This window comes from Rufibacter glacialis, assembly GCF_008271745.1.
In the GTDB taxonomy this organism is placed as follows: Bacteria; Bacteroidota; Bacteroidia; order Cytophagales; family Hymenobacteraceae; genus Nibribacter; species Nibribacter glacialis.
The window spans coordinates 841955-865491 of sequence record NZ_VKKZ01000019.1; the positions used below are offsets into that span (position 1 = coordinate 841955).

Consider the following 23537-nt stretch of genomic DNA (forward strand, 5'->3'; position numbering starts at 1 on the left):
TTTTGAGATATATGCAAGAAACAATTAAATACTGGAGAGGGGTAGAGGAGTTAGAAAATACTCCGGAATTCCAGAAGCATGCTCATAACGAGTTTCCTGAGTTCCTGCCAGTAAGTGAAGCTAACGGAGAGGCATCCTCTGCCACTGTTGCTCCAAGAAGAGATTTCTTAAAATTGCTGGGTTTTGGGGTAGCTGCGGCAACGCTGGCCTCCTGTGAGGCCCCGGTAAGAAAAGCAATCCCTTACCTGAACAAGCCAGAAGAAGTAGAGCCAGGTATTCCTAACTGGTACGCCTCTACTTATTTCATGGGCGATTTCTACAACCCTGTGTTGGTGAAGACCCGGGAAGGCCGTCCTATCAAGATTGAAGGAAACAACCTTTCCCCAATCACCCAAGGAGCCACGCACGCCCGTTCACAGGCGTCGTTGCTGAGCCTGTATGACAACAACCGCCTCAAAGGACCGGTTGCCAAAAAACAACCCGCTACCTGGGAGAAAATCGACCAGGAAATCCGTACCCGCCTGACCGGCGTGCAGGGAAGAGTGGTGTTGGTATCTAATACCATCATCAGCCCTAGCACTAAAACCGTGATCCGCGAGTTCGGTGCCCAGTTCCCGGCTTTTGAGCACGTAACCTATGACGCCAACTCTTCTTCTGCTTTATTACGAGCGAACGGAGGTGTAGTACCTGGGTATGATTTCAGCAAGGCCAGAGTCATTGTCTCTATTGGGGCAGACTTCCTGGGTTCCTGGATTTCTCCGGTAGAATACTCAAAACAATACATAGTGAACCGTAAGGTGACGGCAGACAAGCCAACCATGTCCCGTCACTTCCAGTTTGAGAGCTTCCTGTCTTTGACAGGTGCTAACGCTGACGTACGGGTTCCGGTGAAACCATCTGAATACGGTGCAGTAGTAGCTGCTCTTTATAACAGAGTGGCAGGCGGAACGGGTGGTGCTGCCATTCAGGCTCCCACTACTGCCTACGCGAAGCAAATTGACACCGCTGCAAAAGAATTGTTGGCCAGCCGTGGCGCTGCCTTGGTAGTGTCAGATTCAAATGATCCTGCGGTACAGACGTTGGTGACGGCTATCAACACTGCTTTAGGTGCTGCCGGAACCACCATCAACACGGCCGCTCCTTCATTTGTGCGCCAGGGAGATGATGCCCGCATGCTGCGCCTGATCAATGACATGAACAACGGCGCAGTTGGTGCCGTGATCTTCTACGGAGCTAACCCTGTTTATGATCATCCGTTGAGCCAGCAAGTGGTGAACGGCCTGAAGAAAGTAGGGGTTAAAATCTCTTTCTCAGACAGAGAAGATGAGACAGCCGCCCATGTAGACTATATCTGCCCAGACAGCCACTTCCTGGAGTCTTGGAATGACTTTGAGCCGAAGAGAGGCTTCTTAGGATTGGCTCAGCCTACCATCTCGCCTATCTTCAACACAAGACAAGCCCAGGATTCCTTACTGAAATGGACAGGCTCAACTTCAGATTTCTACACCGTGATCCAGCGTACCTGGTCTGGTATTGTAGGAGGTGGGGCTGCCTGGGATAAAGTAGTACACGATGGGGTAGCCACTGGTACAACCGGTGCCAATGAGCCAACCGCTCCTGCTGCTCCATTAACCTTAGCTGCCGCGGCAGTAAGCATCAACAATACCAGCCGTACGGCCGGAAATAATGTTGAGTTAGCTATCTATGAGAAAGTAGCCATTGGGTCAGGTATCCATGCCAACAACCCTTGGTTACAAGAGATGTCTGATCCAACCACCAAGGCTACGTGGGATAACTACGTGACCATCTCCAGTGCCATGGCCAAGGAGTTGGGAGTAGAGCAGAATGACATCTTACGCGTGACCGCCAAAGGTAAATCAGTAGAGTTACCAGCCTTGATTCAGCCAGGTCAGGCAAAAGGTACCGTAGGCATTGCCATTGGTTACGGCCGTACCCATGCCGGACTTGCCGCCAACAACGTAGGAGCCAACGTGTATCCTTTGGTGTCTGTAGCAGGTGATTCTTTGGTGTATGCCAATACAGTAACAGTTGCCAAAGCAGGCGGTGATAAGCCAATTGCCCAGACGCAGACGCACCACACAGTAATGGGCCGTATTGTAGTACAGGAAAATACCCTGGCCAACTACAAGAAAGATCCAAAGAGTGTGACGGAGTATATCCGGATTGCCACGCCAGATGGTCCTCAGAAACCGCAGAAAGTATCTTTATGGCAGGATTTTGAGTACAAGAACCACCACTGGGGTATGGTCATTGACCTGAACTCTTGTATTGGTTGCGGTACTTGTACCATCAGCTGCCAGGTAGAGAACAACGTTGCGGTAGTAGGTAAGCAGGAGGTGTTGAACCGCCGTGAAATGCACTGGTTGCGGATTGACCGCTACTACAGTACTGATGCAACCCGTGAAGACGGTGGTTTCGAGAAGATGGAGAACCCATCTGAGAACCCGAACGTGATCTTCCAACCAATGCTTTGCCAGCACTGTAACCACGCTCCATGTGAGACAGTGTGTCCGGTGGCTGCCACCATGCACAGTACAGAGGGTCTGAACCAAATGGTGTACAACCGTTGCGTAGGTACCCGGTATTGCGCCAACAACTGCCCGTATAAAGTGCGTCGCTTTAACTGGTTCAACTATGCCAACAACGAGAAGTTCGACTACCAGATGAACAACGACCTTGGCAAGATGGTGTTGAACCCAGATGTTACCGTGCGTTCACGTGGGGTAATGGAGAAATGCTCTTTCTGCGTACAGCGTATCCAATACGGTAAACTGGAAGCTAAGAAAGAAAGCCGTCGTCCGGTAGATGGAGAGATTGTCACTGCCTGTGCTCAGTCTTGCCCTACCAACGCCATCATCTTCGGGGATATGCTGGACCAAAACAGCCAGATCTCTCAGATCCTGAAGCGCGAGCAAGGCGAGCGTGCGTTCCACGTGCTGGAAGAGTTGAATACTCAGCCAAACGTGACGTACTTAACTAAAATCAGAAACCAAGCTTAATTTAACACAAAAAGATATATGCAGCACGTATCTCCAATAAGAGAGCCCTTAGTAACTGGGGGTAAAACTTATGCAGACATCACGGAAGACGTATGTCGGCAGGTGGAAGCCAAGCCGAATGTGCGCTGGATGATGGCCCTGGGGGTTTCTCTGGTTTTTCTAGGCATCTTTATTTACTCTGTGTACCGTACCCTTTGGTTTGGTATAGGGGAGTGGGGCTTGAACAAGACCGTAGGTTGGGCTTGGGATATCACCAACTTCGTATGGTGGGTAGGTATCGGCCACGCCGGTACCCTGATCTCCGCCATCTTGTTGTTGTTCCGCCAGAAATGGAGAACTTCTATCAACCGCGCCGCAGAGGCGATGACCATCTTCGCGGTAATCTGTGCGGCCATGTTCCCGGTACTGCACATGGGCCGTCCTTGGTTGGCCTATTGGGTATTGCCGCTTCCTAACACGTTTGGTTCCCTGTGGGTGAACTTCAACTCCCCGCTTCTCTGGGACGTGTTTGCGATCAGTACGTACTTCTCCGTATCTCTGGTGTTCTGGTACATTGGTTTAATTCCTGACTTTGCCACCATCCGTGACAGAGCCACAGGACCTATCGCCCGCAGAGCCTACGCTTTGTTGAGCATGAACTGGACGGGTTCTGCCAAACACTGGTCACGTTATGAGACCGTTTCCTTGATTCTGGCTGGTTTGGCAACGCCTCTGGTACTTTCGGTTCACACCATTGTATCCATGGACTTTGCCACCTCTGTGATTCCTGGTTGGCACACGACTATCTTCCCGCCTTACTTTGTGGCAGGTGCGATCTTCTCTGGCTTTGCCATGGTATTGACCCTGATGATCATTACCCGTAAGGTGTTCAGGTTGGAAGATTACATCACCCTGGAGCACGTGGAATCCATGAACAAAGTAATCACTTTGACAGGTTCTATTGTGGGTGTGGCCTACATCACTGAGTTCTTCATTGCCTGGTATTCAGGAGTGGAGTATGAGCAGTACGCCTTCATTAACAGGGCTACTGGTCCTTACTGGTGGGCTTACTGGTCCATGATGACTTGTAACGTGATTACGCCGCAGTTATTCTGGTTCCGCTCTATCCGCCGTAGCCTGACCGCTACGTTCATCATCTCCATCTTCGTAAACATTGGGATGTGGTTTGAGCGTTTCGTAATCATTGTGACTTCCCTGCACCGTGACTTCCTTCCGTCTAGCTGGGTGATGTTCTCCCCAACTTCCATTGACGTGGGCGTGTATGTAGGAACCATTGGTCTGTTCTTCACGCTGTTCCTGCTGTTTGCCAAATTCTTCCCGGTAGTGAACATGGCAGAAGTTAAATCCATTCTGAAATCGTCTTCCGGCGTGAGCCACACGCACAACCCAGACGCATCAATGCACGGCACAGCACCTAAAAACTCCCACAAACATGACTAGTAAGAAATATATACTCGGGGTATTTGACGACGAGGATGTGCTGCTGAACGCCATTGAAAAGACGCGCGCGGCAGGAACCAGAATCTATGACGTATTCTCTCCTTATCCCATTCACGGCATTGATGATGTCTTGGGGATAGAGCGTTCCAGATTGCCAATCGTGGCTTTCTTCTGCGGACTGTGCGGTACGTCTTTCGCCTTGTGGATGCAGATCTACATGCTGGGCTTTGACTGGCCTATGATCATTGGTGGTAAGCCCCACATTGCTCTGCCAAGTTTTATACCCGTAACGTTTGAGCTAACGGTTCTTTTTGCGGCCTTCGGTATGGTGATCACCTTCTTTATCATCAGCGGTTTGCGCCCCACCATGAAAGTTCCGGTGATGGACGTCCGTTCCACAGATGACAAGTACGTGATGGCGATTGAGTTGAAAGAAGGTACTGACGTATCAATATTGAATGATCTTCTCCGTTCAAACGGGGCCATTGAAGTTAACGAGAAGGAGGTAGTTAAATAATGAACAATTTCTTTAGAACAGGGGCTAAAGCCTCCTTGATTCTTCTCTCATCTGCTCTTCTTGCTTCTTGCGGCAATAACGATCAGGATCCAGGGTCTGAGTATGCTCCAGACATGTATTATCCTGTGTCTTATGAGCCACTGAAGCAATTGGCTGGCAACAAGAATGCCATCAACCCTGGTGGGTTGAACATGCGGGTTCCTGCGCAGCATACCATTGCCAGAGGCAAACTTGGGTTTTACAACCATATTTCCAAAGACAGTGCTGAAATAGCCGGAAGAGAGTTGGTGAACCCGATTGCCAGAACCACCCAGAACCTGGAAGAAGGCAAAACACTCTATCTTCGCTTCTGCTCCCCTTGCCACGGCGAGACAGGCTTAGGCGATGGTCTGGTAGCGGCTAAATTCAAAGGGGTCCCTAGCTATACCCAGGGACGTTACGCTACATTGCCCGTTGGACACATTTACCATGTGATTGTGAATGGCCGTGGACGTATGATGCCGCACGGAACTCAGGTGAACCCAGAGGAGCGGTGGAAGATCTCCATGTATGTGCAGCAATTGCAGAAAGGGATCACAGATGCCACCGGAGCTGATGCTTCAGATACTGGCTCCCTGACCACTGATGCCCCTGCCGGCGCCAGCAAAGACACAAACACGAACCCAGTAACAGGTACTACGGCAGATCCAACCAAGGATACACGTAACTAACCTATAAAAGGTATATTAGAAATGATAACTGAAGAAAGACTTAGTATCCCTAAAAGAACCACCACCCGGTTCTTCTACATGATAGCTATTGGGTTAGTACTCTTGGTAGCTGGTCTTATCATTGCTGCGACTTCCGGCGGTGGTCATGGAGAAGAGCACGGGGCAGCCGCTGGCCACCACGTTGCTGGCTGGAGTCAGCGTTTGCTGGCAAACCTATGGATGAACAACGTGTACTTTACCGGAATTGCGGTAGTAGGCGTGTTGTTCGTAGCTATTCAATATGTAGCCTATGCCGGTTGGTCTGTGTTGATCAAACGCGTTCCTGAAGCCATGGGAAGCTACATCTTAATAGGCGGCGTGATCATGTTGCTGGTGTTCTTACTCCCCATCCTGTTTACTGGCCACAATACTTTGTTCCACTGGACAGACCATTCTGTTCATGAACTTGGCAACCCTAACTATGACCCTATCATTGTAGGGAAAAGTGGGTACCTGAACACACCTTTCTTTGTGATTAGAATGGTTGCCTACTTTGTGCTGTGGTTCCTTTTCTTCAAGTGGATGAGAAGAGAATCCCTGGCAGAGGATTTGAACGGTGGGTTAAACCACTACAACAAAAGCATTAGGTTAGGGGCTACCTTCCTGGTGATCTTCGGGGTGACTTCCTCTATGTCTGCCTGGGACTGGGTACTCTCTATTGATACCCACTGGTTCAGTACCATGTTTGGTTGGTATGTGTTCGCCAGCTGGTGGGTTTCTGGCTTAGCGGCCATCACTTTGACGGTGATCATCCTGAAGCAGAATGGCTACATGAAGATGGTAACGTCAAACCATTTGCATGACTTAGGAAAGTTCGTGTTCGGTTTCAGTATCTTCTGGACCTATATCTGGTTCTCTCAGTTCATGCTCTATTGGTATGCCAACATTCCGGAAGAAGTTATCTATTTCCAGGAGCGTTTGGGAGGAAACAACAACCATTACACTTGGATCTTCTTCTTTAACCTGGTAATAAACTTTGCTTTCCCTTTCCTTGTTCTAATGACAAGAGACGCGAAAAGACAAATGATCATGCTGAAGATCGTGTGTATCGCCATCTTGATCGGTCACTGGTTTGACTTCTACATGATGATCATGCCTGGAACTATGCGCGGTGAGAGTGGATTCGGACTGATTGAAATTGGTGCAGCTTTAACCTTCCTGGGCTTGTTCTTGTGGAGATTCTCCGCTGAATTGAGCAAAGCCTCTTTGGTTCCTGTGAACCATCCGTTTGTGGAGGAAAGTGTTCACCATCACGTTTAAGACATACATTTAAAGACACGGATAATGATTACGATTGCTGTAGCACTATCAATCATCCTTTTACTGGTCATCCTTTACCTTCTCTTCAGAATCCAGGTGTTGGCTTCTATCTTCAAGGGAAGCTATAGAGCCGACATTGGTAAAAGCAACAAGGTGAATGCCGCTCTTTTTATTGCCTTCTTCCTGATCATGGGAGGCCTGTTTGTATGGTCTTTCCTAGATGCCCAGGATGACATGATCCTCCCGGTTGCTTCTGAGCACGGGATCGCCATTGACAGCATGTTCTGGTTGACCATGGCGGTGATCGGGTTTGTGTTTGTATTGACGCACATCCTGCTTTTCCTGTATTCTTACAAATACCAGCACCAGGAAGGAAAACGCGCGTTCTACTACCCGCACAACAACAAGATTGAGATTATCTGGACCGTGATACCTGCGGTGGTAATGGCCTTGCTGGTATTCTCTGGTTGGAAAACCTGGGCGAAAATCACCAGCCCTGCGCCAGACAATGCCGTGGTGGTAGAGGTAATGGGCAAGCAGTTCAACTGGCTAACCCGCTACCCTGGGGCAGATAACAAACTGGGTCTGGTAAAACATACTTTGATTGACGCCACCAATGAATTCGGGTTGGACCTGACTGACCAGAACGCCCAGGACGACTTTGCTGGTGAGCCGAGTGCTTTCCACGTGCCAAAAGGAGTGCCGGTTCTGTTGAAGATCAGATCAAGAGACGTGATCCACAGTGTGTTCCTTCCTCACTTCCGGGTGAAGATGGATGCGGTGCCAGGTATGCCTACCACGTTTTGGTTTATTCCTACCAAAACTACGGCAGAAATGCAGTCTGAGACAGGCAATGCCAACTTTCAATATGAGTTGGCTTGTACCGAGGTTTGCGGACGTGGTCACTTCGCCATGAAGTTGAACATGATTGTAGACGAGCCCGAAGAATATCAGAAGTGGGTAGAGGCCCAACAGAAGAAGACCTTCGTTTCTCAGTTGCAACAAGGCGCCCCGGCTGACAGCACGGCTGCTGTAGCAATGAATTCCACCACTGATGCCGCAGGTGCTACCACACCTGCTCCAAAACAATAGTAATAATCCCTTAACAGTATTGTATGTCTAGTACGGATATTTCATTACATAAAGATGTGCATTCAGGGCACGATGATCATCATGATGACCATGATCATGATCAGAGTTTCATAGAGAAGTACATCTTCAGCCAAGACCACAAAATAATTGCGAAGCAGTTCCTGTTTGCCGGGATTTTCTGGGCAATCATTGGCGGTACCATGTCCAGCTTGTTCCGGTTGCAGTTAGGCTTTCCGGAGGCCACCTTTACTTTCCTGGAGCCTTTGTTGGGCAAATGGGTAGAAGGAGGGAAGCTGAACCCAGAGTTCTATCTGGCTTTGGTAACCATGCACGGTACCATCATGGTGTTCTTCGTGTTAACGGCTGGTTTGAGCGGTACCTTCAGTAACTTCCTGATTCCTCTGCAGATTGGGGCCCGTGATATGGCCTCTGGGTTCATGAACATGCTGTCTTTCTGGTTTTTCTTTATTGCCAGTGTGATCATGTTCTATTCCATCTTCCTGGAAACTGGCCCTGCTGCCGGTGGTTGGACGGTGTATCCACCGCTTAGTGCCTTGCCCCAGGCCATCTCTGGTTCCGGTGCAGGTATGACCATGTGGTTGGTGAGTATGGCCTTGTTCATTGTGTCTCAGTTGTTGGGTGGGGTGAACTACATCACCACCGTGATCAACATGAGAACCCGTGGTCTCTCCATGACCAAACTGCCTTTGACCATCTGGTCGTTCTTCCTGACTGCCGTATTGGGTCTGTTGGCCTTCCCGGTTCTTTTATCTGCCGCTTTACTGTTGATCTTTGACCGTTCTTTTGGTACCAGCTTCTTCCTTTCTGATATCTATGTAGCAGGAGAGGCCTTGACCCACACCGGCGGTAGCCCTGTCTTGTTCCAGCACTTGTTCTGGTTCTTAGGTCACCCTGAGGTATACATCGTGATTCTGCCAACCTTTGGTATTGTATCAGAGATCATTGCCACCAACGCTCGTAAGCCGATTTTTGGTTACCGTGCTATGATTGGTTCTATGTTAGGAATCGCGTTATTGTCTTTCGTGGTTTGGGCGCACCATATGTTCGTGTCTGGTATGAACCCGTTCCTTGGATCAGTGTTCATGTTCCTTACCTTGATCATTGCAGTTCCTTCTGCGGTAAAGGTGTTCAACTGGATCGCCACCCTGTGGAGAGGGAACATCAACTTCACCCCGGCTATGCTTTTCTCTGTGGCCTTCGTTTCATTGTTCATCTCTGGTGGGGTAACCGGTATTATCCTGGGTAACTCTGCGCTAGACATCCAATTACATGATACCTACTTCGTAGTGGCCCACTTCCACTTGGTAATGGGTAGCGCCGCCTTCTTCGGGATGTTTGCTGGGGTATACCATTGGTTCCCTAAGATGTTTGGTCGCATGATGGAGGAGAAATTAGGGTACCTGCACTTCTGGATCACCTTTATTGGAGTGTACCTGATCTTCATGCCGATGCACTACATTGGTATAGCTGGTTTCCCAAGAAGATACTACACCTGGACTGGCTTTGATACCTTTAACAAGTTCATGGACATGAACACGTTTATCACCGTAGCAGCCATCATCGCTTTTGCGGCGCAGTTCTTCTTCCTGTTCAACTTCTTCTACAGCATTTTCAGAGGCAGAAGAGCCACCGAGAACCCTTGGAAGTCAAACACCCTGGAGTGGACTACTCCAGTGAACCCAGGTCACGGCAACTGGCCAGGACCGCTTCCAGTGGTGTACAGATGGCCATATGACTATAGCAAGCCAGGTGCCCCTGAAGACTTTATCCCTCAAAACGTACCTTTCTCTCAAACGCAGTCTTCTAACTTGCCGCACGAGAGAGATTTTGAATAAATAATGAGAAATACTAAATCTTTTAGTTCTAAAAGGTTTAAAAGAATAGGAGTACTTACCATTGCTTCTGTTTACATTTTAATCTTAGTAGGGGGGATCGTTCGTAGCACGGGTTCCGGTATGGGGTGTCCAGACTGGCCGAAGTGTTTCGGATCGTGGGTCCCCCCCACTAGTTTAAGCCAGTTGCCACCAGATTACCTGGAAGTCTACAAAGAACAGCGCATTCAGAAAAACGAGCGTGTTGGGAAGGTCCTGGAAGGGATGGGATTCACCAAGGTGGCCAAGGAGATTTTTGCACATCCGTCTCAATACATTGAAACGGAATTCAATGCCACCAAAACCTGGATTGAATACGTGAACAGGTTAGTGGGCGTAGTGATTGGACTGTTGATCTTTTTGACGGTTCTGTATTCCTTCCCGTTTTTCAAATCTGACCCTAAAATCTTCTGGGGTGCCCTCGCTTCTTTCCTTCTGGTATGCTTTCAGGGTTGGCTGGGATCTTTGGTGGTCTCTACCAACCTGTTGCCCGAGATGGTGACCTTGCACATGGCGTTAGCCTTGGTGTTGGTGGCCTTCCTCATTTACATAGTGGTGCGGGTTGACCGGCAGAACTGGTATGGATTGATAGCCAAAAGCTCGGGTACGGTTTACCTGCTGGTAGGAGGAGCTTTGTTCCTTACCTTTGTGCAGGTGATTATTGGAACCCAGGTACGAGAGAATGTGGATCTGGTGGCCTATGAGTTAGGCAACCTGCACCGCGAAACCTGGATTGAGAAATTGGGTACCTCTTTCTACCTGCACCGGTCGCTCTCTATTTTATTAGTATTGTTGAATATCGCGCTCTACGCAGCGGTAAAGAAGCTGGGGAATTTGCAGATGCTGATCATGGCAAAGCTTACTCTGGCGGTGATCGCGGTAGAAGTGCTTTTAGGGATTGTGTTGTCCTATTTCGGCTTGCCGGCATTTGCGCAACCACTCCATTTGCTTTTCGGGACAGTTTTGTTCGGGCTGCAGTTTCTGCTGCTCATTAGTTATTCTTACGCTCACAGACCACATCAACCTACACCCGAATTGGTGGCATAAACACGTTTATGTTCGTACAAGACGTAACATCCAGTGCCCAGACATCATCGGCCATGAGTAAAGCGACTGCTTATTTTCAACTTTTGAAGTTCAGACTTTCTGCCACGGTAGCTTTTTCCAGTGCTATTGGATTCCTTCTGGGTAGACCTTCTGCTTCATGGCTAGATACCGCTTTTGTCATGTTAGGCGGTTTATTGGTGACTGGTTCAGCAAATATTATCAACCAGGTGCTAGAAAAGGACCTGGATAAATTGATGAAGCGGACCGCCAAGCGCCCCTTGCCTACCGGTGCTGTTTCAGTCAAAGAGGCTATCATTTTCTGCGTTTTGCTTTGCCTGGCTGGGGTAAGCTTATTAGGTTTCTATTTTAACTGGTTAGCAGCGGCCTTGTCTTTCCTTTCGCTGTTGTTGTATGGGTTCTTCTATACCCCGTTAAAGCGACTCTCGCCTATCTGTGTTTTTGTAGGCGCTATACCAGGCGGTTTACCACCGCTCATTGGCTGGGTAGCCGGCACAGGGTACATTGGGGTAGAGGCCTGGGTTTTATTCGGCATCCAGTTTATCTGGCAGTTCCCGCATTTCTGGGCCATTGCCTGGGTATTGGATGATGATTACAAGAAAGCCGGGTTCAGGATGTTGCCCATGGCAGGCGGCAAAAACTTGAAGACGGCTATCCAAATCATGATCTATACGTTACTGCTTATTCCATTAGGGTTACTTCCTATGCAGTTCGGGATGGCAGGGAAAACCTCGGCGTTCATAGCCGTGGTATGTGGGGTTTTATTTTTAATGCAAACTTTCTACCTCATGCATACCTGCTCTAAGCGGGCAGCCATGAACATCATGTTTGGTTCGTTTCTTTACTTACCTATTGTGCAGATTGCTTTTGTGGTAGACAGACTTTAATAGAAGATGGAAATGATGATGAATCCTGAAATACAAGCTACGCAAAGGCGGGTGAACCCGCTTAAGTTTATGCTTATCCTGATGATCGTGAGCATTGTGATGATGTTTGCGGCCTTCACCAGTGCCTACATTGTGCGCCGGGAAGAAGGGAACTGGCTGGAGTTTGACCTGCCAAACGTACTGCTGATCAATACGGTGGTGCTGTTCCTGAGCAGTGTGTTCATGCAATGGGCGTATGTTTCTGCCAAGCGTGACAACCTGAAGAACCTGAAGATAGCCTTGATCTTGACCATTGCCGCCGGTTTCGCTTTTCTGGCGGGGCAGTGGCAAGGTTGGGGAGAGCTGGTGCAGAACAACGTCTTCTTTGGGGGCAGTACCGCCAACCCATCTGGCTCTTTTCTGTACGTTTTAACCGGCGTACACGCATTTCACTTAATCACGGGGCTAATATTTCTAATTATTGTAGTAATTTCGGCGTTCCGCTACCGGGTACATTCCAAGAACCTGGCCCGAATAGAATTGTGCAACATTTACTGGCACTTCTTAGGAGCCCTTTGGATTTACTTGTACGTATTCCTAGTTTTGAATCATTAATAATTCTCTAACACATATGTCGCAAACAACAACCTTTGAGCAGCCTAATACTGGTACTTGGGATGGCGGGAACGAGCCCATGAAGGCTAGTTATGGTAAACTGATGATGTGGTTCTTCCTCTTGTCAGATGCCTTCACCTTTGGTGCCTTCCTTACCACCTATGGTTTAGCTCGTCATCGGCACAAAGCATATGAAGGAACGCATGATGCGTTCACCTTCTCTACCGAGTGGTGGCCTATCCCAGATAAAGTGTTCAATGCCTTTCCTGGTTTTCATGGAGTAGACTGGCCGCTGGCGTTTGTGGCATTAATGACCATGATCCTTATCCTTTCTTCTGTGACCATGGTATTAGCCGTAGAAGCAGGCCACAGAATGGATAAAAACGATGTTCAGAAGTGGTTGTTGTGGACGATCCTGTTTGGGGCTATGTTCTTGGGTTGCCAGGCATGGGAGTGGAGCCACTTTATTGCCGGAACCGAGGAAGGCATGAAACTGCCTGACGGAAGCGTGGTGCATGGGGCCAACTTGATTGTAAACCAATACGGGCCGCCTTTGTTCGCTGACTTGTTCTTCTTCATTACCGGTTTCCACGGAACGCACGTATTAAGTGGGGTAGTGCTGTTGATCATGATCTTCATTAACACCGTAAACGGCGTGTACCACAGAAGAGGGCATTACGAAATGGTGGAGAAAGTAGGTCTTTACTGGCACTTTGTAGACTTAGTGTGGGTATTCGTGTTTACCTTCTTCTACCTTGTTTAATTGTTCCATAGTATTTAACTGAATAGACATGGCATCGCATTCACACCATACTGATGAGTTTGGCCACACCGGTGAAATCCCGAAGGCACAGACCAAAGGCATCTGGAAAACTTTCTTCATTCTCTGCGCGTTGACCGCGGTGGAATTTGCCTTCGCTTTCATGATGGACCCAGGCACCCTTCGGAACTCCATCTTCATTATCCTGACTCTTTTCAAAGCCTTCTACATTGTAGGGGAATTCATGCACTTGAAGCATGAAGTGAAGTCTCTTATCTGGACCGTTCTGGTACCCACCGTTCTGTTGGTGTGGTTACTGGTGGCATTGCTGGTAGAAGGTACCTTCTACGGTGAATCGGTTTTCAATTACTTTAAATAATGAGTCCAAAAAAGGCGCTGGTACTGGGTACGCTGTTATTGTTACCCGTACTGGCCTTTTTATTCCTTAAGATGTTCGGAGTGAATAGATTTTCACTCCGAACTTATTTTCCGGCTACCGTAGATTCTACCATGGTAGCGGGGCAATGGAAATATGATACCGTGTATCATACGGTTCCAGATTTCAAGCTCACCTCCCACACCGGCACCACATTCTCCCAGAAAAACTTGGAAGGGAAGATCTACGTGGCCAATTTCTTTTACACGGCCTGCCAGGCACCCTGCACCCAAATGAGCACACAGCTGGGCCGGGTCCAGGATGCGTTTCGGCTGCAGCCGGATGTAAAGATTGTCTCCTATACCACCAAACCCCAGGAAGATACCCCGGAAGTCCTTCGGGCGTATGCCCAGAGTTTCCACGCCAAACCTGAGAAATGGGTGTTCCTGACCGGGCCATCAGATCAAATTGACCAATTGGCCAGCCAGGGATACCGCCTCACCTTCCCAGAAAGTGCCTTGCCCGAGCAAACACCCCAGGCGCAATCAAACCGCCTGGTACTGGTAGACAAGGAAAAGCAGGTGCGTGGCATTTATGATGGCACAGATGCGGCAGAGGTGGATAGATTGATTACAGAAATTAACGTGCTCCTAGCAGAGTATAATTTGGATCATGGAAAATAAAAAGCTGGGTAACCCCAATGATACCCGTTACCTTATCATCATTGCCCTTCTCTCTATCATAGTGCCACTTCTGGTGGCTTTTTTAATGTTCATGCCCCAAACGGGGAAACTGGGTGACTTGAATGTCTCTTTTCTGCCCAAGCTGCACGCCGTGCTGAACTCCCTCACGGCCCTGTCTCTCATGGTGGGGTATTACCAGATCAAGCGCCAGAACCCCCGGTTGCACCGCTTTGCCATGGTAACGGCCTTTGTGCTATCCTCTTTTTTCCTCATCTCCTACGTCACCTACCATTACCAGGCGGCCCCCACCTCGTTCGGGGGAGAGGGCATTGCCAAAACTATCTATTATTTTATCCTGATCACGCACATTATCCTGGCGGCGGTGATCGTTCCATTAGTGTTGCTTTCAGTGTATTTTGCTATTTCTGGGCAGTTTACGCGGCACCGTAAAGTTTCAAGATGGACCTTTCCGCTGTGGCTGTATGTGGCCATCACGGGGGTAGCGGTATATTTGATGATCTCGCCCTACTACAGTTGAAACTTTACCTGGTAGAGAGTGTTCTTTAAAAGAGTGTAACGGCTAGTAAAATGACTAAGAAATATATGTTTTGGGTAGGGGCTTTGCTGCTGGTGGTGTTATTAACCTTGCAGGCCGAGCCAAGCCAGGCACAATGTGCCATGTGTACCGCCTCAGTGGAGTCTTCCAGCAAATCTGGAGACAGTATTGCCAATGGCCTGAACAAAGGAATCCTGTACCTGATGGCGATCCCGTATGTGTTAGCAGGGTGTGTGGGCTTCTTCTGGTACAAGTACAGCCGCAGGAAGTAAGTGGGTTCTTTGGACCACCTGAAGGCAGGTCTCCGGTTGAAATGCCCGCGGTGCCACCAGGGCAATATGTTCACGTATTCTGCCCTCCACCTGAACAAGTTTGACCATATGCCTGAGAAGTGCTCAGAGTGTGGGTTCCGGTTTGAGATTGAATTGGGCTTTTACTGGGGCGCCATGTACATGAGTTACGGCCTTTCGGTGGTGATTGTGTTTCTGGTGGGCATCTCCCTTTATTTCCTGGCCAATGATCCGCCCACCTGGGTTTACCTGACGGCAGTGGCCTCCGTCATTGTGGTTTTCACGCCGGTGCTGTTCCGGTACGCCCGGGTCATGATGCTCTATTTCTTCGGCAGCGTTTCATTTGACCCAAGCTTCCGAAGGAGGTAGCGGCGCTTCCCCAACTTCCTGGGTCAACTACCCGTACCCGTAGAAAACTTCCGTTTCAGGAGGGTTTATCCAAAAACAGCCCATAAACATGCGTAATCAGCTTCTGTCTTTCTTTTAGGAGGAGGGTGGGGCAAGTTGCCCGTTTTATGGCTAAATTCGGAAAAAAAGCAACGTTGAAGTCCCGGTTCACTCTTTCCTTTCTCTTTTTGTTGGCGGCTCTTCTGTTTGGAGGGGCAGGGGCGTTTTTACAGGTGAGCATTCAGCGCGACTTGCTGGAAGCCCCTGAAAGACAGATGGCCACAGAAGTGCAGGAGCGCCTGTACAGCTTGTTGCAGGAGGCCCAGCAGGACCTGGTCTCCGTTTCGCAGAACATTCCCCCAGATTCAGTCCTGTTTTCTGCAAATCTGCCTAAAACCACGCACCCGGTTTTCCTGTACCGAAAAGACAAACTGCTGTTCTGGTCAGATCATTCCCTGCGCCCCGAGGTTGATCCCAGAAACCTGAGCCGTCGGCAACAGGTGATAGAGAACCGGTTTGGGAAGTTTCTGGTGCTTCGGCAAGTAGTCAACGCAGAGTACACGGCCCTGGCGGTGGTTCCGTTGGAGGTGAAGTACGGCATCAGCAATTCCTTTCTGCGGAGCGGCCTCAACCCCACCATCTTTGAAGACCACGCGGCCTCTGTGCAGGCGGAACGCTCCCGCAGAGCCATTCCCATTCTGGATGCCCAGGGTAATTACTTGTTTTCACTGCAAGTGCTGGAGCCGGGGCAATGGCTGCACGCCGGCAAGTTCACTTTTGCCTTGTACGGGCTGGCCATAGGCTGCGCTCTTCTTTTTCTGGCGACCTTGTACCGGGCATTGAGTCAGGCAGGCAATTCGCTTGGGGCGTTTTGGGCGGTAACCCTGGGTTTGCTGGGATTGCGCACCGTGATGCTCCTCTCTCAGTTCCCGAACAGTGTGCATGAGGTGGAGTTGTTCAGTCCGCGGGTGTACGCAGCCGCCTGGTGGTCGCCTTCTTTGGGGGACCTGCTCCTGAATGAAGCATGTTTCCTGGTTATGGCCTGGCTTATGTACCGGCTGGCGAAAACATTCCCTTTTACGGCTGTTTTTCAGAAATCAACCCAAAAGCAGCTTTGGTGGTGCGTGGCCCTGGGGGTATTGATCACGTGTCTCATCATCAGCTGGTATGAAACCTACCGAAGCCTTTTCATCAACTCACAGCCCAGTCTAGACCTTACCCAGAACATCCAGATGGGGGTGGAGAAGATCCTGCTGTATGTGGCCATGGTTTTGCACACCTTGGCCATGAGCTGGATGCTGCGGGTCCTGTTGCGGTGGCTGCCTCTTTCCCCGAAGGGGAAACTGCCGTTCGTCTACGCTTGGATCACGGTTTTGCTCTTGGCTCTGGGGTGGGCCTTCTGGCGTGATGCCCCCAGCGGCAATTGGGTGGTGTTGTTCGCCAGTGCGGCTTTGGTGGGGTGGGAGCAATTGCACCGCCACGCCGGCCTGCGGGCGGGCATCTATTCCAGTATCTTCATCCTGAACATATTGAGTGCCAGTTTAGGAGCGGCGGCGTTGTATGACCTGTACGTGGTGCAACTCAGGGCAGACAAACAACGCATTGCCGCCCAACTGCTCAAAGACCGCGATGATCTAACTGAATACCTGTTGGCGCAGGCCGCCAATGACATCAGCCAGGACCCGCTCATCAGGCATGTGTTCAACGCCCCCTGGGGCAGCCTGAACGTGATAGAACAGAAAATCCGGCGCCATCACCTGCGGGGCATCACGGAGAACTATGCCGTGACCGTGCGCATGTTTGATTTCACCGGTGAAAGCTTCAATGACCTGGACAGCCTGGGTAACCTGGAGGTGTACGCGCAGAAGTGGGCGCCCAAAGCCAGAAGTACGAACCAGAAAGGCCAGTTGCTGGTGGGCTCAGAGTCTGACCCAGGACGGTTCACCTATCTGCAGGAAATCAAGGTGCCGGTGGAGTTTGAGCATTGGGTCACGGTGGTGCTGGAGGTAAGCCCTAAGATCACGGCACCCAACAGTGTCTTGCCGGAGTTGCTGGTAGAACGTAAAGGAACCCAGGTAGCTACCATTCCCTCCAGCAGCTATGCCTTATGGAAAGATAACCGGTGGCTAAAGACCGAAGGCTACTTTGAGTACAGCCAGCAGTTCCCTACCCGGTATTTCGGGATTCCGCAATTATTTTCGCAGGGCGTTTCGCTGGCGCATTACCACCACCTGGGGGCCCGGAGCAACAACGGGACCGTGGCCATTGTGAGTACCCCGGAATATGGCCTCAGGTCATGGCTCTCCAACTTCTCGTTCCTGTTCCTGCTGCATACGTTTTCGCTTTTCTCGCTGCTGGTGCTGTTCATGCTTTTGAAAGGGCAGTTGATTCAGGCACTCACCTCCACCTTCAGTACCAAGATCCAGCTTTTCCTGAACCTGGGGGTTTTGGTGCCGCTGGTCTTGGTGAGCCTTACCATTGGCAGTCTGGTCACCAACTCCTACCGGCAGGATCTGGTGAGGGGCTATACCGATCAAGGCGATTTTGTACGCCAGAGCATAGTTACCAGCAATTGGGGCGCCAACCTGTTTAAAGGCCGCGCCGATTCGCTTTCCCGGCGGATCAACCGCTTGGCCTTGATCGCGCAGGCGGAACTTAACATCTACAACGCCAACGGCGAACTGCGCATCTCCAGCCAGCCTGCGCTCTTTGAAGCAGGGGTGCTCTCAACCAGGTTGAACCCCAAAGCGGTGGAGGCCTTGAAGGAACAGGGGCTCAACCGGATTCTGTTGGAGGAGAAAGCGGGGAGCTTGCCCTACAGCAGCATCTACGTGCCCTTGCGTACCTCGCCTACCCAAGCGCCCCAGGGGTATCTGGCCATCCCATTCTTTGATTCCGAGAAAGACCTGAGCAATAAGCTTATCCAGTTGATCACCACCATCCTGAACATCTTCACAGTGTTGTTCCTGTTGTTCGTGCTCATGAGTTACATGGCCACCCGCGCCCTCACGGTACCGCTCCAACTCCTGACCGAGCGCCTGAAAAAGACCTCCCTTACGGGAAACAACGAGAAACTGGTCTACAAGTCACGGGATGAGATTGGGCTTCTGGTGCATGAGTACAACCAGATGCTGCAGAAACTAGAGGAAAGCAAGCAGGAACTGGCCCTCCGGGAGAAAGAGGCGGCCTGGAAAGAAATGGCCCGGCAGGTAGCGCACGAGATCAAGAACCCACTCACGCCCATGAAGCTGTCGCTGCAATATCTGCGCAAAGCCATGCAGGAGGGGCGGGGCAATCTGGAGGTGCTCATTGAGAAGATCTCCAACACCATGATCACCCAGATTGACGTGCTCAGCGACATAGCCACCTCGTTCTCCAATTTCACGGCCATGCCAGACCTTAAACTGGAAACCCTGGAATTGAACGGCTTGATCAGGAGGGCCACCGACCTGCACCTGGACCCGCAGCAACACCAGGTGGAAGTGGCCTTGCCCCAGGAGCCTGTCTACATCCGCGCCGACGAGAACCAGCTTATCCGGATTTTCAACAACCTGCTTTTGAATGCCTTGCAGGCGGTACCTTCTTCGGTCACGCCTCACATCAAGGTGGCGGTGTGCCTGGAAAGCCCGGCTTGGGTGTTGGTGGCGGTGCAGGACAACGGTACGGGTATTCCGGCAGAAGTGCAGCCCAAGATTTTTATTCCGAATTTCAGTACCAAGTATACCGGCTCTGGCATAGGATTGGCCGTGGTGAAGAAAGGGGTGGAGGCGATAGGCGGTTCAATCTGGTTTGAGACCCGGGAAAATGAGGGCACCACCTTTTTCCTGAAATTGCCTGTGGTGGCGCCATGAGGGCCTGGGGGATCATATTCCTGCTAGCTGGGGTCTTGCTGGGGTCGGGGCAAGCCCAGGGACAAAACTTAGGAAACCGCCGGTGCCAGTGGGTGAAACTGCAGGCGGGGGCTATTGTCTTAGATTCCCTTACTGTAGCTGAAAACACCATTGAGATCCTGGACCGCCGGCAGATCCGCCGTCCGCTCAGTTTTCACTATGACCCTACTACCAACCTTTTCCAATTCATTGGTTTAACGGCGCCGGAAACCATTCCGGTCCAGCGCCCTGATAGCATTGTCCGCGATAGCTCCGGCGCGTTTTTACCCCGTTTCCGTGAAAACAAGCCCCAAATAGATTCGGTGTTGGTGTGTTACCGGGTACTGCCGCTCAACGTAGCCCAACCTTCTTTCAAGCGCGACATCCGTACCTGGGACTCTACTTCTTTTGAACGGGCGTACGGCTATAATCCGCCGGCCCCACGCGAGGAGATCTTCAAGACCCCGGGCCTGAACAAAACCGGGAGCGTTTCCCGGGGCGTTTCCGTAGGGAACACCCAAAACGTCTTCGTGAATTCGGCCCTGAACCTGCAGTTGGAAGGCAAACTCACTGATGAAATCAGCATCACGGCCTCTATCACCGATCAGAACATCCCGTTTCAGCCCGAAGGAAATACCCAACAGCTACAGGAGTTTGACCGGGTATTCATTACCTTGCAACACCGGCTCTGGACCCTAACCGGCGGCGACGTGGTGCTGCGGAACCGGCCTACTTCTCATTTTCTGCGGTTTTACAAGAACGTGCAGGGCGGGGCGCTGGAAGTGAACCGCGGCAAACCCGGCTGGGAAAGCGCTACCTCCGTGGCAGCCTCGGTAGCCAAAGGGAAATTCGCCTCGGAGAACGTGACGCCCATTGAAAGCGTGCAGGGCCCATACCGGTTGCGCGGGCCAAACGGCGAGCGGTTCATTATTGTGCTGGCGAACTCTGAACGGGTGTATCTGGATGGCAAACTGTTGCAGCGGGGCTTTGACTATGATTACGTCATTGACTACAACCAGGCCGAAATCACCTTCACCCCCAAATGGATTATTACGCGAAACTCCCGCATCAGGGTTGATTTTGAGTATTCAGACCTGAATTACACCCGCAGTGTGGTGCACGCCAGCCATTACCAGAAAATGGGCAAGTTCAACGTGTACGGCAATTTCTACAATGAAGCCGATAACCCAGGTAACCCCCTTATCCTCAACCTCAGCAACGAAGAGAAGCGCCTGCTCTCGCAGATTGGCGACCGGCTAGACCTGGCGGCCGCGCCCAGCGGCGACTCGGTGCGCTTTGACCGGAACCAGGTGCTGTACCTCAAAAAAGACACGGTCACGGCCAGCGGCGCCGCCTTTTCCATCTTCCAGTACTCCACAGATTCTACCCTAGCCCATTATGCCGTGAGTTTCACGGAATTGCCCTCCGGCGGGAATTATGTCTTGCAGAACAATACCGTGAATGGGCGGGTTTTCCAATGGGTAGAACCGGTGAACGGGGTGCCGCAGGGCAGGTATGAGCCAGTGCGCATTCTGCCCACGCCCATCCAGAAGCAGATGATGACCCTGGGCGGCATTTGGTCCCTGGATGAGAAAAGCAATGTGTTTGTGGAGGTGGCTGGGTCTAAGAATGACCTGAACCGCTTCTCCAGTTTAGATGCTGGAGACGACCAAGGCAAAGCCGTACGGGTGGGCTATCAGGTGAACGACCGCCCCGTCAAGTTCTTAGGGGACTACAAACTGCGCAGCGCCCTGACGTATGAGTTTACAGACCCTAACTTCGTGCCCATAGACCGCTACCGCGATGTGGAGTTTGACCGGGACTGGAGCAGCCCCACCAACACCACGCTGGCGCGGCAGTCACGGGTGGAAGACCATATTTTCACGTTCTCCGTGGGTGGGGTGAAAGACCCGCTGCATTTTGTGAATTACCGCATCAGCCGCCGGTACCGGCCCTCTGAGGTAGACGGCACCCAACATTTCCTGGAAATGACGCAGCAAGTGAAAGGGTTGGAACTGCGAGGAAACCTGTTTTTGCTCAAGAACGAACAGGTAGAAAGCACCTCAGACTGGGTGCGGGGCGAGCTGAACTTGCAGTACCCCACCCGTTTCTTCACGCCCGGCTACACCTACCGCTTTGACAAGAACCGGATCACCTCTAATCAAAGCGAGGCTTTGCTGGGATCAGCGAATTACTTTGATGACCACCTGTTCTACCTGGAAAGCCGCGACACGGCCTCCTTCAAATACCGCGCAGAATACAGCCGAAGGGTAGATTTCAGGCCTGAAAACGGAGAACTGGGCAATAAACAGACCAGCAACACCTTCAACTTCAGCACCAGCACCGTCATTAAGAAAAACCACCAGCTCACGGCCCTCATCACGTTGCGCAACCTGCAGGCCTGCGATAGCCTCACCGAGACCACTGTGCTTTCCAAGATTGACTGGCGCGGCGATTTCCTGGACCGGCACCTGCGCTCTGAATTGTCATACGCCATAGGCAATGGCCGGGAACTGAAGCGGGAATACCTGTTTGTGGAAACCATTCCGGGGCAGGGCACCCACTTTTTTGAAGACCTGAACCAGGATGGACGCCAAGATCTGAACGAGTTTTTTGAGTCCCAGCCCGCAGACCCGCCCTACCGTCGCAATTTTGTGCGGTTGTTCATCCCTACAGATGAGTACGTGCTGGCTTACACGAACCAGTTCACGTACCGGCTCAACAGCAGTTTGCCGCGGGAGTGGCAGAATTCTGAAGCCCGCTGGAAACGGATTGTCTCTAAATTCTCCGCCTTGTCTTTCATCACCCTGGACAAACGCACCACAGATGATGACCTGCGCAGCCGTTTCAACCCGTTCAGCCTTAACTTCGCTGATTCCAGCCTGCTGTCGCTGACCAGGTCTTACCGCAACACGCTGTATTTTAACCGCAGCAACCCCAAATACGGCATTGAATGGACGGTGCAGCAAGGCCTGCAGAAGACGCTGCTCACCAACGGCACCGATGTGCGCAACAATGCCAGCCAGCAGATGCTGGTGCGGGTAAACCTGACGGAGGTATTTTCCAGCCGTTTGAACGTAACCAGGGCCAAACGGGAAAGCGGCTCAAATTACCTCACCACCAAGAATTTTCTGATCCGGTCCTGGGAGGTCATGCCTGAGTTGTCTTACCAGCCCAATCCTACCATCCGGTTTACCGGCACCTACCAATGGATGAACAAAGAGAACGAACTGGGGAACCAGGAAAAGGCCTTGTTTCATGAATTGGGCACAGAAACGCGCTTAAGCCAGGTAGGCAAACGCACCGTGACGGGAATTGTGAAGTACATCAAGATCAACTACACTGGGCTAGATACCTCGCCGGTGGCTTTTGAAATGCTCAACGGGTTCAGGGCCGGCAACAACCTCACCTGGAACCTGGCCCTGCAACAACGCCTGAGCAGCGGCCTCAACATCACCCTTGACTATGACGGCCGCAAGCCCCAGGGCATCAGAACCATTCACACCGGGCGTATGCAAGTATCTGTGCTTTTTTAATTAGGAATTAGGAATTAGGAATTAGGAATTAGGAATTAGGAATTAGGAATTAGTTTTCCCTGACCGCCTTTGCCTGGTTTCACTGATTTATGGTCTCATTTTATCAATCATTTCCAACTCTTCCTTCCTTTTTGCCATCCTGTTCTTACTTATTCTTCTTTTTTGTCTTACTGATCTTGTTTTCCCTTCCATTGTTTAGCCTGTTTTTACACGTACTTACCTTTCTATAATCCTTCTACATTTGCTCCCTTGAGTCTCCCTGTTCCTTCAATCAATCAATCAATCAATCAATCAATCAATCAATCAATCAATGTCATCCTGAAAGGATCTTGTGGGCAAGCTAGTAAGGCCTTATTTAGATGTAATCACAATTCGTTGCCATGATTCCTTCGCCAAGGTGAAAACAAAAACGAAAAGAGCCCCCTCTGATAGGAGGGTGGCTTTTTTCGTTTTTAGGGTATTTCTTGAAAAGTGAGTGGTTTGCCTTCTTAAGAATAGGTTGCCTTGAAGGCTGAACTAAAAAAGATGGGAATGGATGCTCAGTTCTGCAGGTATCTTAGGTGC

Annotated in this window: 18 protein-coding genes; all 18 read left to right on the top strand. The window is 50.7% G+C overall.

Annotation, left to right across the window (positions count from 1 at the left end; all coding sequences use genetic code 11):
* Nucleotides 1–11 precede the first annotated feature (11 nt).
* The 18 genes from FOE74_RS08060 (at nucleotide 12) to FOE74_RS08145 (ending at nucleotide 22973) form a co-directional block, all read left to right on the top strand.
* Nucleotides 12–3020 carry a TAT-variant-translocated molybdopterin oxidoreductase gene (locus tag FOE74_RS08060; RefSeq protein WP_149098068.1) on the top strand — a complete coding sequence of 1003 codons (3009 nt, stop codon included), beginning with the start codon at nucleotides 12–14 and terminating at the stop codon, nucleotides 3018–3020.
* Between the two features lie 18 nt (nucleotides 3021–3038).
* The gene (gene nrfD, locus FOE74_RS08065; RefSeq protein WP_149098069.1) at nucleotides 3039–4460 is read left to right on the top strand and encodes an NrfD/PsrC family molybdoenzyme membrane anchor subunit; all 1422 of its coding nucleotides are present in this window, start codon (nucleotides 3039–3041) and stop codon (nucleotides 4458–4460) included.
* A complete protein-coding gene (locus FOE74_RS08070) occupies nucleotides 4453–4977 on the top strand; it encodes a DUF3341 domain-containing protein (RefSeq protein WP_149098070.1) in 525 nt (174 codons plus the stop codon). Before nrfD ends, FOE74_RS08070 begins: the two co-directional genes overlap by 8 nt.
* Nucleotides 4978–5102: 125 nt before the next feature.
* Entirely contained in the window at nucleotides 5103–5687 is a 585-nt protein-coding gene (locus FOE74_RS08075; protein ID WP_225840729.1) for a c-type cytochrome, read from the top strand.
* A gap of 21 nt (nucleotides 5688–5708) precedes the next feature.
* Nucleotides 5709–6986 carry a quinol:cytochrome C oxidoreductase gene (locus FOE74_RS08080; RefSeq protein WP_225840730.1) on the top strand — a complete coding sequence of 426 codons (1278 nt, stop codon included), beginning with the start codon at nucleotides 5709–5711 and terminating at the stop codon, nucleotides 6984–6986.
* Between the two features lie 24 nt (nucleotides 6987–7010).
* On the top strand, nucleotides 7011–8078 hold the full coding sequence (locus FOE74_RS08085; RefSeq protein WP_188686512.1) for a cytochrome c oxidase subunit II: 1068 nt from the start codon (nucleotides 7011–7013) through the stop codon (nucleotides 8076–8078).
* A gap of 23 nt (nucleotides 8079–8101) precedes the next feature.
* Entirely contained in the window at nucleotides 8102–9934 is a 1833-nt protein-coding gene (locus tag FOE74_RS08090) for a cytochrome c oxidase subunit I (RefSeq protein WP_149098072.1), read from the top strand.
* Between the two features lie 3 nt (nucleotides 9935–9937).
* Nucleotides 9938–11017: a COX15/CtaA family protein gene (locus FOE74_RS08095; protein WP_149098073.1), complete on the top strand. Its 1080-nt coding sequence runs from the start codon at nucleotides 9938–9940 to the stop codon at nucleotides 11015–11017.
* Between the two features lie 8 nt (nucleotides 11018–11025).
* Nucleotides 11026–11922 (top strand): heme o synthase, encoded by an 897-nt coding sequence (cyoE, locus tag FOE74_RS08100; protein ID WP_225840731.1) that lies wholly within the window; start codon nucleotides 11026–11028, stop codon nucleotides 11920–11922.
* Between the two features lie 6 nt (nucleotides 11923–11928).
* Nucleotides 11929–12516 (top strand): cytochrome c oxidase subunit 3, encoded by a 588-nt coding sequence (locus FOE74_RS08105; protein ID WP_149098074.1) that lies wholly within the window; start codon nucleotides 11929–11931, stop codon nucleotides 12514–12516.
* A gap of 16 nt (nucleotides 12517–12532) precedes the next feature.
* A complete protein-coding gene (locus FOE74_RS08110) occupies nucleotides 12533–13279 on the top strand; it encodes a cytochrome c oxidase subunit 3 (protein ID WP_149098075.1) in 747 nt (248 codons plus the stop codon).
* A gap of 28 nt (nucleotides 13280–13307) precedes the next feature.
* Nucleotides 13308–13655, top strand: coding sequence for a cytochrome C oxidase subunit IV family protein (locus FOE74_RS08115; RefSeq protein ID WP_149098076.1), 348 nt, complete (start codon nucleotides 13308–13310; stop codon nucleotides 13653–13655).
* Between the two features lie 80 nt (nucleotides 13656–13735).
* Complete coding sequence (locus tag FOE74_RS08120; protein WP_225840732.1) at nucleotides 13736–14335, top strand: SCO family protein; 600 nt, start codon at nucleotides 13736–13738, stop codon at nucleotides 14333–14335.
* Nucleotides 14325–14873 carry a DUF420 domain-containing protein gene (locus FOE74_RS08125; protein ID WP_149098078.1) on the top strand — a complete coding sequence of 183 codons (549 nt, stop codon included), beginning with the start codon at nucleotides 14325–14327 and terminating at the stop codon, nucleotides 14871–14873. Before FOE74_RS08120 ends, FOE74_RS08125 begins: the two co-directional genes overlap by 11 nt.
* Before the next feature lie 50 nt (nucleotides 14874–14923).
* Complete coding sequence (locus FOE74_RS08130; RefSeq protein ID WP_149098079.1) at nucleotides 14924–15163, top strand: hypothetical protein; 240 nt, start codon at nucleotides 14924–14926, stop codon at nucleotides 15161–15163.
* Between the two features lie 66 nt (nucleotides 15164–15229).
* Nucleotides 15230–15550 (top strand): DUF983 domain-containing protein, encoded by a 321-nt coding sequence (locus FOE74_RS08135; protein ID WP_225840733.1) that lies wholly within the window; start codon nucleotides 15230–15232, stop codon nucleotides 15548–15550.
* Between the two features lie 146 nt (nucleotides 15551–15696).
* Nucleotides 15697–19419 (top strand): sensor histidine kinase, encoded by a 3723-nt coding sequence (locus FOE74_RS08140; protein WP_149098080.1) that lies wholly within the window; start codon nucleotides 15697–15699, stop codon nucleotides 19417–19419.
* On the top strand, nucleotides 19416–22973 hold the full coding sequence (locus FOE74_RS08145; protein ID WP_149098081.1) for a hypothetical protein: 3558 nt from the start codon (nucleotides 19416–19418) through the stop codon (nucleotides 22971–22973). The genes FOE74_RS08140 and FOE74_RS08145 overlap by 4 nt, the downstream gene beginning before the upstream one ends.
* Nucleotides 22974–23537 lie beyond the last annotated feature (564 nt).

Coding starts and splice junctions, on each gene's coding strand:
- FOE74_RS08090 (WP_149098072.1), top strand. CDS start 8,102: ATGTCTAGTACGGATATTTCATTACATAAAGATGTGCATTCAGGGCAC.
- FOE74_RS08125 (WP_149098078.1), top strand. CDS start 14,325: ATGGAAAATAAAAAGCTGGGTAACCCCAATGATACCCGTTACCTTATC.
- FOE74_RS08145 (WP_149098081.1), top strand. CDS start 19,416: ATGAGGGCCTGGGGGATCATATTCCTGCTAGCTGGGGTCTTGCTGGGG.
- nrfD (WP_149098069.1), top strand. CDS start 3,039: ATGCAGCACGTATCTCCAATAAGAGAGCCCTTAGTAACTGGGGGTAAA.
- FOE74_RS08115 (WP_149098076.1), top strand. CDS start 13,308: ATGGCATCGCATTCACACCATACTGATGAGTTTGGCCACACCGGTGAA.
- FOE74_RS08060 (WP_149098068.1), top strand. CDS start 12: ATGCAAGAAACAATTAAATACTGGAGAGGGGTAGAGGAGTTAGAAAAT.
- FOE74_RS08070 (WP_149098070.1), top strand. CDS start 4,453: ATGACTAGTAAGAAATATATACTCGGGGTATTTGACGACGAGGATGTG.
- FOE74_RS08130 (WP_149098079.1), top strand. CDS start 14,924: ATGACTAAGAAATATATGTTTTGGGTAGGGGCTTTGCTGCTGGTGGTG.
- cyoE (WP_225840731.1), top strand. CDS start 11,026: ATGTTCGTACAAGACGTAACATCCAGTGCCCAGACATCATCGGCCATG.
- FOE74_RS08140 (WP_149098080.1), top strand. CDS start 15,697: ATGGCTAAATTCGGAAAAAAAGCAACGTTGAAGTCCCGGTTCACTCTT.
- FOE74_RS08080 (WP_225840730.1), top strand. CDS start 5,709: ATGATAACTGAAGAAAGACTTAGTATCCCTAAAAGAACCACCACCCGG.
- FOE74_RS08095 (WP_149098073.1), top strand. CDS start 9,938: ATGAGAAATACTAAATCTTTTAGTTCTAAAAGGTTTAAAAGAATAGGA.
- FOE74_RS08105 (WP_149098074.1), top strand. CDS start 11,929: ATGGAAATGATGATGAATCCTGAAATACAAGCTACGCAAAGGCGGGTG.
- FOE74_RS08110 (WP_149098075.1), top strand. CDS start 12,533: ATGTCGCAAACAACAACCTTTGAGCAGCCTAATACTGGTACTTGGGAT.
- FOE74_RS08135 (WP_225840733.1), top strand. CDS start 15,230: ATGTTCACGTATTCTGCCCTCCACCTGAACAAGTTTGACCATATGCCT.
- FOE74_RS08085 (WP_188686512.1), top strand. CDS start 7,011: ATGATTACGATTGCTGTAGCACTATCAATCATCCTTTTACTGGTCATC.